The organism is Coprococcus sp. AF19-8AC (assembly GCF_003603115.1).
GTDB classification, from domain to species: domain Bacteria; phylum Bacillota; class Clostridia; order Lachnospirales; family Lachnospiraceae; genus Coprococcus; species Coprococcus aceti.
In genome coordinates this window covers 355,331-371,578 of record NZ_QTMI01000001.1, presented here as the reverse complement: position 1 = coordinate 371,578, position 16,248 = coordinate 355,331, and the positions used below count along the sequence as shown (strand labels likewise).

Sequence of the window (16,248 nt, the reverse complement as noted above, 5' to 3'; positions counted from 1 at the left end):
AGAACAACCTGCTTAAACCTCGAACAATTCTGCAAGGTCGTCCTCCTTAAGCTTGCTTCCTATTACGCAAAGCTTACCAGTGATGTCAGCCTTGCCCTTTCTGATCTCGAACTCGCCTGGTACAAGATCAAAGTACAGCCACTCACCTGCATCGCTAGGAACGATACCCTTTGCTCTGAGGATAACACCGTACTTCTCTGTGTCAGCCAGAGTGTCAAGGATCTCTCTGAGCTTGTCCTCATTGTACTTGTGTGGTGTCTCCTTGCCCCAGCTTGTAAATACCTCATCTGCATGATGATGGTGGTGATCATGGTCATGGCAGCCACATGTACACTCATCGCCATGGTCGTGATCATGATGATGATCGTGGTCATCGTGGTCGTGGTGATGCTCGTGCTCGTCGTGATCGTGGTGATGCTCGTGCTCATCGTGGTCGTGATGATGCTCATGGTCGTCATCATGGTCGTGATGATGGTCATGGTCGTGACAGCCACATATGCACTCATCGCCGTGGTCGTGGTCATGATCATGTCCCTTCTTAGCCTCATCCATCATTGTCTCCTCAAGAGACTTGTAGTTCTGCATAGCCTCTCTGATGGCTGCTCCATCGATCTCATCCCATGGAGTTGTGATGATGGTTGCATGATCGTTCTTCTCTCTGATCATGGCTACAGCCTTCTCTATCTTGTCCTGTGTAGTAGTCTGTGTTCTGCTCAGGATGATAGTGTTCGCACTCTCGATCTGGTTGTTGAAGAACTCGCCAAAGTTCTTCATATAAATCTTAACCTTTGACACATCGGCAACTGTTGTGTAGCTGTCGAGCTCAACATCAAGATTGCCTGATACATCCTTTACTGCCTTGATAACATCAGACAGCTTACCAACTCCTGACGGCTCAATGATGATCCTGTCAGGCGTGTAATCTGTGATAACCTGCTTGAGTGCAGTACCAAAATCTCCGACCAGTGAACAACAGATACAACCTGAGTTCATCTCTGTGATCTGAACGCCGGCATCCTTCAGGAAACCGCCATCGATTCCTATCTCACCAAACTCGTTCTCTATGAGAACCAGCTTCTCGCCCTTAAATGCCTGCTCAATAAGTTTCTTGATCAACGTTGTCTTACCAGCCCCAAGGAAGCCTGAGATAATATCAATCTTTGTCATATCAATCACTCCTTAAACAAATTTATATTAAGACTGTGCAGTAAATACACAGTCTTTGATACCTACATCCACATGATTATACTCGATTGCCTTTATTTTTGCAAGAAATCAAGCATTTTATGTGTGTTAATGAACTATTGTCTCATGTGCACATCCACCTGATTGAACGGAATCTCTATGCCGTTCTCGTCAAATGCCTTCTTGAGCTTCCACATGGCATCCCATTTGGCATCGAAGAACTTCTCTATCGTCGCATAGAACTTCACATACATATTGATACCGCTGTCAGCAAATTCATCTATATAGAAGAGAACCTGCTCATCCTTAAGGAAACCGTCAACATCCTTTATGGTCTCAAGTGTGACTCTCTTGACCTTCTCCATATCGGAGTCATACGCAACGGAAAATGGTATCTCCACTCTCCTCATATCGTGCTCAGTCACATTCACAAGGGATGTATTGGATATGTTACCATTCGGTATGACGACTGATTTGTTGTCGAGGGTTATAAGTCTTGTATAGAATATATCTATGGACACTACTGTTCCCTCACAGTGGGTATTGTTCTCCACTATATAATCTCCGACCCTGAATGGCTTCAGTATGAGTATCAGCAGCCCGCCCGCAAGATTTGACAGACTTCCCTGGAGTGCAAGTCCAAGGGTAACGCCTGCTGTACCGAGTATGGTTATGAATGATGTGATCTGAAATCCCACGATACTCGCCGCAGTGAGCACGATCAAAACATTCATGACGATCTTGACCGCCGATATGAAAAATCCTGCAACACTCGGATCAAGCTTTGATCTCTCGAAGCTCTTCCTGAGTATCTTGAGCAGAAGTTTCACCAGCTTGAAGCAGACAACCATGAATATGACCGCCACTACTATACTGCCCAGCTTGGACATGCACCAGTCTGTAAGCTTCTGGATATATTGTCCTATGATGCTCACCTGATCCGTTGCCTCCTTCACAGCATCCCCGACCACACTCTCTGTGGTCGCAGTATCAGCCGCCATGTTATACAGATCACCAATCAATAGCATAAATGTCTATTCCTCCTATTTTACATGGGCAAACACTGCAAATGACAGTGCAGGAGCACTCACTTCTATCACGCCATCCGCAGCAGTCTCATATCCTTTGTTATTGTTGCCCTCGCCTCCATATTTCAGGTTATCACTTGAGAAGATCTCTCTGTACTTTCCATCCGTCTCAACCGGAAGCTTATATCCTGTCACATTTTTAAGTCCGAAGTTGCAGACAATATACACATCATCTGCGACATCCAAACCATGTCTTACAAATGATATTACCTGTCCCTTCTCCTGTATATCAAGTGCACTGCCGGCAAGGTCCCTGCCATCACCGCACAGAGCATTCTTTGTATCGTATAATTTGTTGAGTTCCTTTATATATTTCTGAAAATAGCTGTTTGCATCGAACTCAAGAACCGACCAGTCGATCTGGGTTCTTCCGTCAAACCCGGCAAATCCGCCTAATTCCTGTCCCATAAACGTCAGCTTTCTTCCCGGTAGTGACATGGTGAGACCAAACAGAAGTCTGAGATCAGCATACTTGTCCTCATAGCCACCCGACATCTTGGATGCGTAACTTCCACGCTCATATGCAACCTCATCATGGCTGAGCGCCCATACGGTATCATCCTTCTCATCAAATGGTATACCACATGTATAATCCGTAAAGCTTCCTCTGTTCACAGGAGGTATCATCATGAAATCTGTCACTCTGGACACAGCCTCATTATTCCACCTGAGATCTGTCATAACATCATCACCTGCAGTACCGAGGTTTGTTCTCAGCGCTCTGATAAGCTCCTCATCCTCCAGCCTTACTCCGTCCAGATGATATGTATCTATCCAATATGCGATACAATCCACATCCCTCACAGATACCATATCCATGATAACGCCTATCCCCTTGCTGTGGAAATGATCGACCATGGCCATGAACTCCGTAGGTGATCCAAATCTCGATGTCGGAGCGAACATTCCCACGGTATCATAACCCCAGCCATTGTCATCTCTATATTCCATAAGTGGCATAAACTGTATGTAGTTGTATCCCATATTCTTCACGTACATGGCAGCCTCTTTGCCAAATTCGAGATAGTTAAGAGGATATCCATCTGAGTTTCTCTTCCATGTCGGCATGTGGACCTCATATATATTTACCGGGGCAGATACACTGCCTCTCTTCTTCATATATGAAGAGTCTGACCAGCTATACTCAAGCTTTGCAAGTACCGACGCATTTCCCGGTGCCACCTCATAAACCTCAGCGTAAGGGTCTGCAAATATATCTGTATTTCCATCTCTGTATAATGCCTCGAATTTGTATCTGGTATTCATGAGATCGCCCGGAATGAACAGCTCAAACATATCAGTGTAGTCAATCCTTCTCATAGGATTCACGCGTCCATCCCATCCGTTGAAATCTCCTACCACACTGACCCTGGTTGCCCCCGGCATATTCATGCAGAACGATACACCCTGTACACCATCGAGCGTGATCTGTCTTGCTCCAAACAGATCCTTTACATGGAAATCCGACAATATTCCATCGTCTCCATTTACCACCTTCATGACATTGACCGGATCCACGCTGTATCCGAATGAATACGGATCATAGAATTCAGCCGCCTGCTCGCCTTCTGTTATGAGCTTATATGCAAATGCCCCGCTATCCTCGATCTTCACTGTAAAAAATCCCTGTGAACCTATCTCGGTCATAGGATATTTAAATATCGGCTCGCCCGTTTCTTCATTTATCCTGAGAACAAACGCAGCCGTAGCCCTCGGAAGGTATGCATTTACATAGCAGTCATTAAGACACTGGTGCATACCAAGAATATGATGAGGGTTGCCATGCGTACCCCTTGTTATCGCTGCAACCTCATCTGATTTCAATACAAATATCTCCATAAAACCCCTTCTCCTAATGTTAGTCTATCTTGTGTATAAATATTCCGCTTCTGAGCTTTGGCTCAAACCACGTTGACTTTGGAGGCATGAGAAGTCCCGCATCTGCAATGTCGAACAGTTCAGTGATGGATGTCGGATACATCGAGAATGCAACCGCCATTCCTCCATTCACCAGACGCTCAAGCTCTGCAAGTCCTCTGATTCCACCTACGAACATGATCCTCTGATCAGTTCTCGGATCCTGTATTCCAAGTATCGGTGCAAGCACATTGTCCTGAAGTACCGATACGTCAAGTCTGCCCACGACATCATCCGGAACAATACCTTCTCTGACATCCAGTCTGTACCAGCTTCCATCCATGTACATTCCCACCTGTCCTTTGACCTGTGGTTCCACCGGAACATCACTGGCTGTCACATCAAATATCTTTGAAACCTCATCCATGAATTCCTGCTTGTCATGTCCGTTGAGATCCTTTACCACTCTGTTGTACGGCATGATCATAAGCTGGTCATGAGGGAAAAGTACAGAGAGGAAATAATTGAATTCCTCATCCCCGGTATATCCCGGATTCTTCTCTCTCATATGGATTCCCGCCTTGACGGCCGATGCCGCCCTGTGGTGTCCATCCGCTATATAGATATCGTCCACTCCTTCAAATGCAGCTCTGATAGTGTCTATATCTTCCTGGCCATCTATTATCCATACGTTGTGAGTGATCCCGTCAGGTGATGTGAAGCCGTACAACTTATCACCCTTCTTCACTCTATCGATGATCTCGTCAACCTTATCTATCTCTCTGTACGCAAGGAATATAGGTCCCGTCTGCGCTCCGCATGCCTCGACATGCTTTATTCTGTCTATCTCCTTGTCCTCTCTGGTATTCTCATGCTTCTTGATGACTCCATTCATATAGTCATCTATAGAAGAACATGCCACGAGTCCTGTCTGATGCCGGCCATCCATGATAAGCTCATAAATATAATAGACTGGTCTGCGCTCCATGATATATGTTCCATCATCTATCATGCCCTGAAGCAGCTGACCAGCCTTATCATATACACATGGAGCATATGTATCCACATCTGGTCCAAAGGATGTCTCTGCTCTGTCCACTTTCAAAAATGATAATGGTTCGCGCTTGACCTCTATCTCTGCTTCCTGACGGTTATACACATCGTATGGCAAGGCAGCTACTCTGCCTGCAACATCTGGTCTCGGTCTATAGGCTCTAAAACTTCTGATTGTTGCCATATTCTCTACTCCTGTCATAAATATTTTATTGTATGTGCCAATTAACCTCTCACAGCCTTGACAACCTTTTTGATCGAATCCTCATATTCCTCCTCTGATGAGTTCTCGAATATGAAGAGATCCTTGATGTTTGTAGGCGGATTAAAGTTCTGGCTGTTGATGTACTCATCCCAGTGCTCAAGCTTCCATGTATCCCTGTCTGAAGCTCTCTTGATCATTCTCTCATGACATACATCTTTTCTTGTATTTACCCAGATAACGAAGAGCTCTGCATCTTTCTCTGCAAGCTTAGCGCGAAGATTGTCAAGATACTCATCATCTCTGATCTCCTCTGTAAACGGAGCATTGATGAGAACTGTATCATTGTAATCCAATGCCTCAAATGCAAGATCCAGCACACAGTAATACTCGTAATCTCTGATCTCCTTCTGGAAGAAATCTGATGAACGGTTGTACTCCTGTCCGGCAACCACAAATATCTGCTTTGAAAGCACGATAAGTGTATCCTTGTCAAGGTATACACAATTGTGAAGTGCCTTTGCAACCTGCTTTGAAATAAATGTCTTTCCACATGCTGGTGGTGATGTAACTAAAATAAGCTTCTTCATATCTATAAATGCCTCCATGTAAATGAAATCAATTTTTCTAATAGTTTATCACAATTGCTATTTGCTTACAACATTTTTTAACGTTAAATAAAAATAAAGAACAGCAAAGAACAATATACGTAAAAAACCGTCAGACCTGTTTTGCAGGCCTGACGATTAAGATCATATATTCCAACTATATGTTGTTATATTTTATTTTACTATGATTGTACACTTTGCGTACTTACCACTGCCATCCTTAGCCTTACATTTAATTACCACACGGCCCTTCTTCTTACCTACTACTGTTCCACTTGTTGTTACGGTAGCTATCTTCTTATTTGAAGAAACCCAGATAACTGCCTTGTTGTTTGCAGTTGCAGGACCTACTGTTGCCCTGAGTGTTATCTTTCCCTTTCTCTTTATGGTTGCTGTCTTCTTGTTTAACTTGATCGAAGAAACCATAATAACTGAATTGATTGTACACTTGGCAGTAATATTGCTTCCGTCCTTTGATTTACATGTGATAACTGCCGAACCCTTTCTAACAGCCTTGACAACTCCTGTTGACGAAACTGTTGCAACCTTGGTGTTCGATGATGACCATGTAACCGCCTTATTGTTTGCCGCTGCAGGACCTACAGTTGCCTTGAGTGTGAATGTAGCACCCTTCTTGATAGTCTTGTTTGTTGCATTGAGCTTGATGGATGTTACAGGCTGTGAAACCGTAACAGTACACTTTGCAAGCTTGCCGCTTCCATCCTTAGCCTTACATGTGATAACTGCTGTTCCCTTTGATACTGCTTTGATCGTACCATTGTTTACTGTTGCTACCTTGCTGTTAGAAGTTGTCCACTCAACATTTCTGTTATTTGCGTTAGCAGGAGCTACAGTCGATGTTATTCTGCCCTGTTTACCCACAAACAGATTCAGTTTTGTCTGATTAAGTTTTATTCCTGTAACCGGCTGGTTAACTGTAAGTCTGAGAGCTGCCTTGGCCTTTCTTCCTTCAATGCCTTCGACAGCCTCGCATGTGATTGTCGCTGTACCACGGGATTTTGCTGTTACCTCTCCATTCTGATCTACAGATGCTACTGCTTCACTCGAGCTTGTCCACTTCAGCTCTGTTTTTGAAGCATTCTCCGGATTGAGAGTCACATTCGGGGTAAACTTATCACCTACATTCACAGTCTTAGTGCTCTCACCCAATACTATTGATGATATCTGCTGGACTACTGTAACTTCACATGTTTTTGATACTCCACTTCCATCTCTTGCAGTACATGTTATTGTTGTTGTTCCGGCTTTAACACCTGTTATTGTTCCGTTTGATACTGTTGCAACACCCGGATCACTTGACTGCCATATAACATTTCTGTCATTTGCATCTTCTGGAAGTACGGTCTGCTTAACAGTTCCTCGTTCACCCACATACAGAGTGAGCTTCTCCTTGTCAAGTGTTATAGCACTTACATACTTCTTTACTGTAAGAGTGAATGATGTTGTTTTCTCACTTCCATCAACTGCTGTAGCTGTGATAACTGTGGTTCCTCTGTCGAGGGCTGTTATCAAACCATCCTTGTCAATGCTTGCAACACTCTCGTCTGATGATGCCCAGATGACTTCCTGATTCGATGCAGTTGCAGGGGATGCAGTGCTTGTTACCTGCAGTGTATCACCAGCATATATTGTTGTCTTGTCTCTGTTTATTCTAAGGCTTGTAACTCTCTGCTTTACTGTAATGTTGCAATCCACATACTCATCATCTGAAATTGAAAATCTGATAACAGCAGTTCCTGCTGATCTGGCAGTAACTGTAGCCTTTGTCTTATCTGTTGAACTATATGACACCGAAGCAACATTTGTATCTGACGATGTCCACTTCAAATTCTTGTAAATACTTGCATCATCCGCATCGATAACAGCCTCAAGTGATACTGTTCTGCTTTCCGTATCTGCTCCGAGCAGCAATTCTGCACTGTTCATATTGAGAGTCAAACCTTTTACAGGCGGCTGTACAGTCACATGACACTTGCCGTACACCTGCTCAGTATCAACAGATGTACATATGATATCAGCTTCTCCCGGATTGACTGCCTTCACATTTCCCTCGGCATCGACCGTAGCAATGCTCTCATTTGATGATGACCATACAACGCTCTGCTCCACTGCAGTATTTGGAGAAACCGTAGCAACGAGATTACTGCTTCCACCTGCAATGATCGTCATTCTAGACTGTGAAAGTGTCACGCTGTTTACTCTCTGTTCAACATTTACCTGAATTACTGTCTCTACATCAGGATTATCAGTTGATGTAAAATGAAGGAATGCGATTCCTGCACCTCTTGTTGTTATAGTCTTACTTGATGTATTAAACGACAAAACCTTATTGTTTTCTTTGCCATACGCATCAGTCACCTTACAAGTGAATCCTGATATCTCTTTGGACGCAAGACCATCCTCGGTAACACACTTTACATCCAGCTTCTTAGAGCCATTTCTTGGATATGTTCCACAGTCCATGTTGATGACTGCGCCATTCTCGTATGTTATCTGGTTGCCTGCATCATCCTTCTCGTTCTGATCTACAAGATAAAGTCCGGTAACAGGCTTGTGACACTCCATATTCACATATCCTATAGCACGATCATTCAGCAGAATGTTAATCTGAGCTGTTCCCGCCGAAACACAGGTCAGTTCTCCTGTCTCCCTGTCTATCTGTGCAACTCTTTCATTTGACGAACTCCATGTTATGTTCTTGTGTGGATTCTTTTCGTCATCCGTAGCTGTAAGTGTAGTCGTATCACCAACTCTGAAGCTGAGTGTAGAACTGTCTGACTTTACAACATTTCCATCAGTTGTATACCATACTGTGACCTTGAGCGGGTTAAGAATGTTGAGTGTGAACTTGACCTTCCCCATTCCTGCTCCTGTATAGTAATTGTATGTAATCTTCTCCGCATCCGGCTCCGCTGTAAATATATATCCATCAAGCTGTCCTCCAGTCACGGATGACGCCTCATTGCTGGCATCTATGCCCTGTATTCCTGCGTATCCTGTAGTATTCCTGTTTCGTTTATGAATTTCAACCCCATTATCATCCGTTAAAGGCTTGCCGTTGTTATCTACAGCAACAGGAAGTTCATAGTCATACCACGCCTTATGCAAACCATAGACTTTTGAAAAATCGCTAAAATCATAATCATAGTTCGTAGTATCAAGTGTTATATCCCTGCTATTCCCACTGCAACTGAACACACCATCATCGCCATAAAGTTTAGGACACACTGATATATCTATGGCCACAAGATTGTTGTTGTCAATCTCAAGTTCTTTAAGGTCAGGATGACCATCAAGCTTTATACCCTGGATATTATTGTCTGAAATATAAAGCTTCTCCAATAAACTGTTTGATGCTATATCAAGCTCTGCAAGAGAATTTGATGATGCGTCAAGATTAACCAGATTGGTGAGAGTAGATACATCAAGCTTATTTATGCCAGTATCCTTGACATAAAGCTCTCTAAGTGCTGTATTCGCAGTAAAATCCACCGCACCCAGAACATTGCTGCTGACATCAAGGTAGCTAAGACTTGTGTTCTTTGACACATCTATTGATGTAAGTCTCGTGTTAGAACAATCAAGTGTTGTAAGCGCCGGGGTATTGTCTATGTTCAGCTCAGCCACATAGCTATTTGAACAATCAAGCGAACCAAGGACTATATCACCGGATACGTCAAGCTTGGTAATTGACGAACGAACAACAACTCCACTGTCGCTCTTTGCTCCAGCACAATAAAGATTCTTAAGCTTCTCATGACCTGACACATCAAGGACAGGCAGTGAACGCATGCTGTCACAATAAAGTGTTGTAAGCTCCATGTTTGAGCCAAGATCAAGTGTTGATATGGTGGTTCCACTTACGCCAAGCACCTTAAGCCCCTTCATATTGCTGACATCTATCGATGAAAGGTTTGTTGAATTGGCATTGAGCAGTACAAGATTATTGTAATCAGCCAGAGATGTAAGGCTTGTGATCTTGTTTCCACTTATATCAAGATATGTAAGTTTCTCTGCACTTACCGGCAATGTCAGACTGTCTATTCTGTTACTTGAGACATCTATATATTCAAGATTCTCAAGATTCTCTATATCAAGATTCCTTATAGACTGCTCATTACAATCCAGCTTTGACAGATTGGTGAACAATTCTACGCCATTCAAACTTGATATAGCAGGAGAACACTTCGAAACATCTATAGATGTTACATTCGAGATCTCCGCATCTGACAGATAACCATTACTGTCTGTATCGAAATTACTCGACACATAGCTTCTAAACGACGAATCCGTAAACGTGTCAGCTATGGATACGCCATCATCCGCTGCATAAACCGGGCCAACACTGGCCAGTGACTGGACAATCATCGCTGCACTCACAGCCGCTGCCAGCCATCTCTTCCCTTTTCTCATAAAATACCTCCCTTAGTAATTCATGGTTTATTTACAATTAATCTAATTTTAGTATACCTGTTTGTGCAATGTCAACATAATGTTATCAATAATACTGCATAATATAACGCCATGCAAAACAAAAAAATTGCCGGAACATGTTCAATTCATAGCAGCAACATTATCCCGGCAAATCTTTATGATATTGTTAGCACAGACACTTCAAATATCCATATAATTTATTACTTCTTTGTGATATATCCCTTAGCCTTCAGAAGCTCTGCACAGAGAACTGCACCACCTGCAGCACCTCTTACAGTGTTGTGTGAAAGGCCAACGAACTTCCAGTCATATACTGAATCCTCACGGAGACGTCCAACGCTGATACCCATACCTTTCTCGAAGTCAACGTCCAGAGCAACCTGTGGTCTGTTGTCCTCCTCAAGGTACTGGATAAACTGCTTTGGTGCACTTGGAAGACCAAGCTCCTGAGGCGCGCCCTTGAAGCTTGTCATAGCCTCGATAAGCTGCTCCTTCGTAGGGTTCTTTCTGAACTTTACGAATACAGTTGCTGTATGTCCGTTGAGAACTGGGACTCTGATACACTGGCTTGTGATAGTGATTCCCTCTGCCGGAACGATCACACCATTCTCCTTGTCTACCTTACCCCAGATTCTGAGTGGCTCCTTCTCTGACTTCTCTTCCTCACCACCGATATATGGGATGATGTTGCCAAGCATCTCAGGCCAATCCTTGAATGTCTTACCTGCTCCTGAGATTGCCTGATATGTGCTTACGATAACCTCGTATGGCTCAAATGGCATCCATGCTGTAAGTACAGGTGCGTAACTCTGGATTGAGCAGTTAGGCTTAACTGCAACAAATCCTCTCTCTGTTCCAAGTCTCTTCTTCTGGAACTCGATAACCTCTGCATGGTCTGCATTGATCTCTGGAACCATCATAGGAACATCAGGAGTCCATCTGTGAGCTGAGTTGTTTGAAACTACAGGAGTCTCTGTCTTGGCATAAGCCTCCTCTATAGCCTTGATCTCATCCTTTGTCATATCTACTGCTGAGAATACAAAATCAACTGTGGCAGCAACCTTCTCTACCTCATTGACATTGTATACTACAAGCTTCTTAACTGCCTCTGGCATCGGTGTATCCATCTTCCATCTGTCACCAACTGCCTCTTCGTATGTCTTGCCTGCGCTTCTTGGGCTGGCTGCAACTGTAACGACCTCGAACCAAGGATGGTTCTCAAGAAGTGAGATAAATCTCTGACCTACCATACCTGTTGCGCCAAGGATACCTACCTTTAACTTGTCACTCATTTTTCTTCTCTCCTATTTATCTTTTATTACTTTATGACTCTTACCTTAACAACTCCCTCGATTGCTGAGAGTTCTGCGATGTCGTCTGCTGTTGGCTCTACACCGATATCAAGGATAGAATATGCGTAATCGCCCTTTGCCTTGCTGATCATTCCTGATACATTGCCGCCCTTCTTGGAGAATACTCCTGTGAACTGGGTGAGCATGTTAGGGATGTTCTTGTGGCAGATAGTAACTCTGGCTACATCACTGCACTGTCCCATGTTTACGTTTGGATAGTTTACAGAGTTCTTGATGTTTCCATCGTTGATGTATGCCTTGATCTCCTTACAAGCCATAACTGCACAATTGTCCTCTGACTCTGCTGTTGAAGCTCCAAGATGTGGGAATGCTACCACGTTCTTGTAACCTGCTATAGCTGGGTTAGGGAAGTCTGTCATATACTTTGCAACCTTGCCTGAGTCGAGTGCCGCCTTCATATCCTCATCGTTGACCAGTACGTCTCTTGCGAAGTTGAGGATCTTAACGCCGTCCTTCATCAGTGCAAATGCATCTGCATTGATCATTCCCTTTGTGCTGTCAAGAGCTGGAACATGAACTGTTATATAATCACAGTCTCTGTAGATATCCTCTACATTTGTGATGTGCTTTACATCCTTTGAAAGTCCCCATGCTGCATCTACTGACACATATGGATCATATCCGTATACCTGCATGCCGAGCTTAAGCGCAACATTTGCAACCTTTGCTCCAATGGCACCAAGTCCGATTACACCGAGCTTCTTGCCAAGGATCTCATTGCCTGCGTAGTTCTTCTTCTGCTTCTCCACCATCTTGGCGATATCTGCCTCAGCGGCATTGTCCTTGACCCAGTTGTAACCGCCAACGAGATCTCTTGAAGCCATGAGGAGTGCTGCTACTACAAGCTCCTTAACACCATTTGCATTTGCTCCTGGTGTGTTAAATACTACGATACCCTTCTCAGCGCACTTATCAAGTGGAATGTTGTTGACACCTGCACCTGCACGGGCTACTGCCAGAAGGTTGTCTGACAGCTCAAGATCATGCATGGATGCACTTCTGACCAGAACTGCATCTGCATCTGCGAAATTGTCTGTTACTTCATATGTATCAGGTAAAAGCTCCATACCGCACTTGGCGATAGGGTTTAAGCAATTAATCTTTACTGACATGTCTTTTTCTCCCTTTTCTGTTACTATATATTACTTGTTCTCTGCCTCGAACTTCTTCATGAACTCTACAAGCTTCTCAACACCCTCGATAGGCATTGCGTTGTAGATAGATGCTCTCATACCACCTACTGTTCTGTGACCCTTGAGGTTGACAAATCCAGCCTCTGTAGCCTCATTGACGAACTTTGCATCAAGGTCTGCGTCACCAGTTACAAATGGTACGTTCATGAGTGAACGGTCTTCCTTTACTACAGTTCCCTTGAAGAGCTCTGAGCTGTCGAGGAAATCATAGAGGATCTTGGCCTTCTTCTCGTTGTGAGCCTTCATAGCCTCAAGGCCGCCCATCTCCTTAACCCACTTGAATACCTTGCCACAGATATAGATGCCGTAGCATGGAGGTGTGTTGTAGAGTGAGTCTGCATCTGCCTGAGTCTTGTACTTGAGCATGGTTGGTGTAAATGGCATTACGTCATCTCTGATAAGATCCTCACGGATGATAGCCACTACTACGCCTGCAGGACCAACGTTCTTCTGAACTCCGAAGTAGATCATACCGTAATCCTCAACATTTACAGGCTGTGAGAGAATGTCTGATGACATATCTGCAACGAGTATCTTGCCCTTTGTGTTAGGAAGTGTGTGGTATGTTGTTCCATATATAGTATTGTTATGACAAATGTAAACATAATCAGCATCGTCATCGATCGGAAGATCTGAACAGTCTGGGATATATGAGAAAGTCTTGTCTGCTGATGATGCAACTGCAACTGCCTTTCCATATTTCTTTGCTTCTTCGTATGCTTTCTTTGCCCACTGACCTGTGATGATGTAGTCAGCCACGCCATTCTTCATGAGATTCATTGGAATTGCTGCGAACTGCTGAGAAGCTCCTCCCTGAAGGAAAAGCACCTTGTAGTTGTCAGGTATGTTCATGAGATCTCTGAGATCCTTCTCTGCCTCTTTGATGATATTGTCGAAGGCTTTAGATCGATGGCTCATCTCCATTACGCTCATGCCTGTTCCCTTGTAATCAAGCATTTCTTCTGCTGCCTCTTTTAATACCACCTCAGGAAGAACTGAAGGGCCTGCTGAAAAGTTGTACACTCTTGCCATTTTTGTTATCTCTCCTTCTTTTTAGTTGTGACGATGATTTTTCCTTCCTGACGAACAGATTGTCAATACTTGTATTCCTTTCTGGGGACGCTCTCGCTCGTTTCGGTCTGCAGCGGTACTAAGGCTCACTTTGTATCGCCAAGTACCGGCGACCTCAAATGCCCTGCGAAAGGAATACAGCAATTTCCAATCTTGTTCTTCGCTCAAGGCAAAATCATCTGTTGTGACTTAATTAAATGTGTGCGAGATATTTTACTTAACAAAAATGTCCTTCGTTCCCATTTATGTGAAAATTCTGACTTATATTTGTTCTTTTGGTGTATCCCGCTTGCGATTGTCAAGTTTTTTGTCTTAAAATCTTATATTTTCAAGTGAATAAACTTGTTTGTCGCTTATATCCCTGTACTATAGCACTCTTTTCGCCTGTCGGCAAGTGGGGATTATATATAAAGACACCATATTTATGTATGTATGCACACAAATATGGTGCCTTTTCATCTTGTGTCGGCGTATATATTACATATCGTCCTCTGAGAAACAGGTGTCGATGGCTGCTCCCGGAGCTACCATTGGCCATACCTTGTCGTCTCCCGCTATTGTTACATCTATTACCACAGGTCTGCCTGCTGTCATGGCTGTCTTCATTGCTGCCTCGAACTCATCAAGGGTGTTGGCTCTGATTCCCATGGCACCAAGTCCCTCTGCTACCTTGACGAAATCTACCGAATCGTCAAGCACGGTGTTGGAATATCTGTGGTCATAGAACAGTGTCTGCCACTGTCTTACCATTCCAAGTACGTGGTTGTTCAGGACTACCTGGATGATAGGCACGTTGTATCTCGCAGCTGTTGCTATCTCGTTCAGATTCATTCTGAAGCATCCGTCACCGGCTATGTTGATGACTGTCTTATCAGGTCTGCCGTACTTTGCTCCGATAGCTGCACCAACACCGTAACCCATGGTTCCAAGTCCGCCTGATGACAGGAATGTCCTAGGCTCCTTGAATGTATAGTTCTGGGCTGCCCACATCTGATGCTGTCCGACATCTGTTGTGATGATCGCATCACCCTCTGTAAGCTCGTAGATTTTCTTGATAGCTGCAGGTCCGTTCAGTGTGTCAAAGCTGTACACGTCAGGATTCTGCTTCTTGAGGTCTTCGATCTCAGACATCCATGTCTTGTTGGACTGGGCGGCAAGCTTGCTGTTGAGGAGCTTCAGGACCTCCTTTGCGTCGCCGACTATGCTGGCATTTGTAGGGATGTTCTTGTCTATCTCAGCTGCATCTATATCTATATGTATGATCTTTGCATTTGGCGCGAACTTGGATGCATTTCCGATAACTCGGTCTGAGAATCTGGCACCAACAACGATCACAAGATCTGCCCTTGACACACCGAGGTTGGACACCTTTGTTCCGTGCATACCGATCATGCCTGTATATCTCTCGCTTCTTCCGTCAAATGCGCCCTTGCCCATAAGTGTATCGCACACTGGTGCATCCACCTTATCTGCAAATTCTGCAAGCTCTGCTGATGCGTCAGAGATGATACATCCACCACCTGCCATGATAAATGGTCTTCGTGAAACCTTGATCATCTCAAGGACTTTGTTCACATCCTCCTCGCGGATGGTGTCTGTCTTTCTCTCGATGACCTCCGGTGTCTCTGGTATATACTCTGTCTCCGCTGCGGTTACATCCTTTGTTATATCCACAAGCACCGGGCCAGGTCTGCCGCTCTTTGCGATCTTGAACGCACGTCTGATGGTCGGTGCAAGATCATCTATGTGCTTCACGATAAAGCTGTGCTTGGTGATAGGCATAACGACACCTGCAATGTCTACCTCCTGGAAGCTGTCCTTACCGAGCATATTTACACCTACATTTGCTGTTATTGCCACAACAGGAATGGAATCCATGTATGCTGTAGCTATACCTGTTACAAGGTTGGTGGCACCCGGACCTGATGTGGCCATACATACTCCGACCTTGCCTGTAGCTCTGGCATATCCATCTGCCGCATGGGCAGCCCCCTGCTCATGTGATGTGAGCACATGGTTGATCTCATCCTGGTGCTTGTAGAGGGCATCATATACGTTGAGGATAGTTCCTCCCGGATAACCGAACACGGTGTCAACGCCCTGTTCTTTAAGGCACTCTATAACAATTTCAGAACCTGATATCTTTGACATCTTACTTTCTCC

General features: G+C 44.2%; 10 protein-coding genes. All 10 read right to left on the bottom strand.

The genetic code is table 11. The annotated features are described in order from the left end of the window. Positions 1-12 precede the first annotated feature (12 nt). Positions 13-1,167: a CobW family GTP-binding protein gene (locus DWX57_RS01680; RefSeq protein WP_120122923.1), complete on the bottom strand. Its 1,155-nt coding sequence runs from the start codon at positions 1,165-1,167 to the stop codon at positions 13-15. 134 nt (positions 1,168-1,301) lie between these two features. Beyond that, positions 1,302-2,213 (bottom strand): mechanosensitive ion channel family protein, encoded by a 912-nt coding sequence (locus DWX57_RS01675; RefSeq protein WP_117548774.1) that lies wholly within the window; start codon positions 2,211-2,213, stop codon positions 1,302-1,304. A gap of 15 nt (positions 2,214-2,228) precedes the next feature. Then, positions 2,229-4,112, bottom strand: coding sequence for a GlgB N-terminal domain-containing protein (locus DWX57_RS01670; RefSeq protein WP_118016665.1), 1,884 nt, complete (start codon positions 4,110-4,112; stop codon positions 2,229-2,231). Positions 4,113-4,131: 19 nt separating this feature from the next. Next, a complete protein-coding gene (locus DWX57_RS01665; protein WP_118016800.1) occupies positions 4,132-5,367 on the bottom strand; it encodes a DUF1015 domain-containing protein in 1,236 nt (411 codons plus the stop codon). 41 nt (positions 5,368-5,408) lie between these two features. Then, on the bottom strand, positions 5,409-5,975 hold the full coding sequence (locus DWX57_RS01660) for an AAA family ATPase (protein WP_015533536.1): 567 nt from the start codon (positions 5,973-5,975) through the stop codon (positions 5,409-5,411). Between the two features lie 192 nt (positions 5,976-6,167). Continuing rightward, positions 6,168-10,427: an Ig-like domain-containing protein gene (locus DWX57_RS01655; protein ID WP_118649231.1), complete on the bottom strand. Its 4,260-nt coding sequence runs from the start codon at positions 10,425-10,427 to the stop codon at positions 6,168-6,170. A 221-nt stretch (positions 10,428-10,648) separates the two neighbouring features. Continuing rightward, positions 10,649-11,740: an aspartate-semialdehyde dehydrogenase gene (asd, locus tag DWX57_RS01650; RefSeq protein WP_015533537.1), complete on the bottom strand. Its 1,092-nt coding sequence runs from the start codon at positions 11,738-11,740 to the stop codon at positions 10,649-10,651. A gap of 26 nt (positions 11,741-11,766) precedes the next feature. After that, positions 11,767-12,933, bottom strand: coding sequence for a phosphoglycerate dehydrogenase (locus tag DWX57_RS01645; RefSeq protein WP_015533538.1), 1,167 nt, complete (start codon positions 12,931-12,933; stop codon positions 11,767-11,769). A gap of 30 nt (positions 12,934-12,963) precedes the next feature. After that, on the bottom strand, positions 12,964-14,046 hold the full coding sequence (gene serC / locus DWX57_RS01640; protein ID WP_120122922.1) for a 3-phosphoserine/phosphohydroxythreonine transaminase: 1,083 nt from the start codon (positions 14,044-14,046) through the stop codon (positions 12,964-12,966). Between the two features lie 516 nt (positions 14,047-14,562). Then, entirely contained in the window at positions 14,563-16,236 is a 1,674-nt protein-coding gene (gene ilvB / locus DWX57_RS01635; protein ID WP_120122921.1) for a biosynthetic-type acetolactate synthase large subunit, read from the bottom strand. Between the last annotated feature and the right edge of the window lie 12 nt (positions 16,237-16,248).

Excerpts from the sequence above, each read along its gene's own strand:
- DWX57_RS01645 (WP_015533538.1), bottom strand. The coding sequence starts at position 12,933 with ATGTCAGTAAAGATTAATTGCTTAAACCCTATCGCCAAGTGCGGTATG.
- DWX57_RS01670 (WP_118016665.1), bottom strand. The coding sequence starts at position 4,112 with ATGGAGATATTTGTATTGAAATCAGATGAGGTTGCAGCGATAACAAGG.
- DWX57_RS01680 (WP_120122923.1), bottom strand. The coding sequence starts at position 1,167 with ATGACAAAGATTGATATTATCTCAGGCTTCCTTGGGGCTGGTAAGACA.
- DWX57_RS01660 (WP_015533536.1), bottom strand. The coding sequence starts at position 5,975 with ATGAAGAAGCTTATTTTAGTTACATCACCACCAGCATGTGGAAAGACA.
- DWX57_RS01665 (WP_118016800.1), bottom strand. The coding sequence starts at position 5,367 with ATGGCAACAATCAGAAGTTTTAGAGCCTATAGACCGAGACCAGATGTT.
- DWX57_RS01675 (WP_117548774.1), bottom strand. The coding sequence starts at position 2,213 with ATGCTATTGATTGGTGATCTGTATAACATGGCGGCTGATACTGCGACC.
- ilvB (WP_120122921.1), bottom strand. The coding sequence starts at position 16,236 with ATGTCAAAGATATCAGGTTCTGAAATTGTTATAGAGTGCCTTAAAGAA.
- serC (WP_120122922.1), bottom strand. The coding sequence starts at position 14,046 with ATGGCAAGAGTGTACAACTTTTCAGCAGGCCCTTCAGTTCTTCCTGAG.
- DWX57_RS01655 (WP_118649231.1), bottom strand. The coding sequence starts at position 10,427 with ATGAGAAAAGGGAAGAGATGGCTGGCAGCGGCTGTGAGTGCAGCGATG.
- asd (WP_015533537.1), bottom strand. The coding sequence starts at position 11,740 with ATGAGTGACAAGTTAAAGGTAGGTATCCTTGGCGCAACAGGTATGGTA.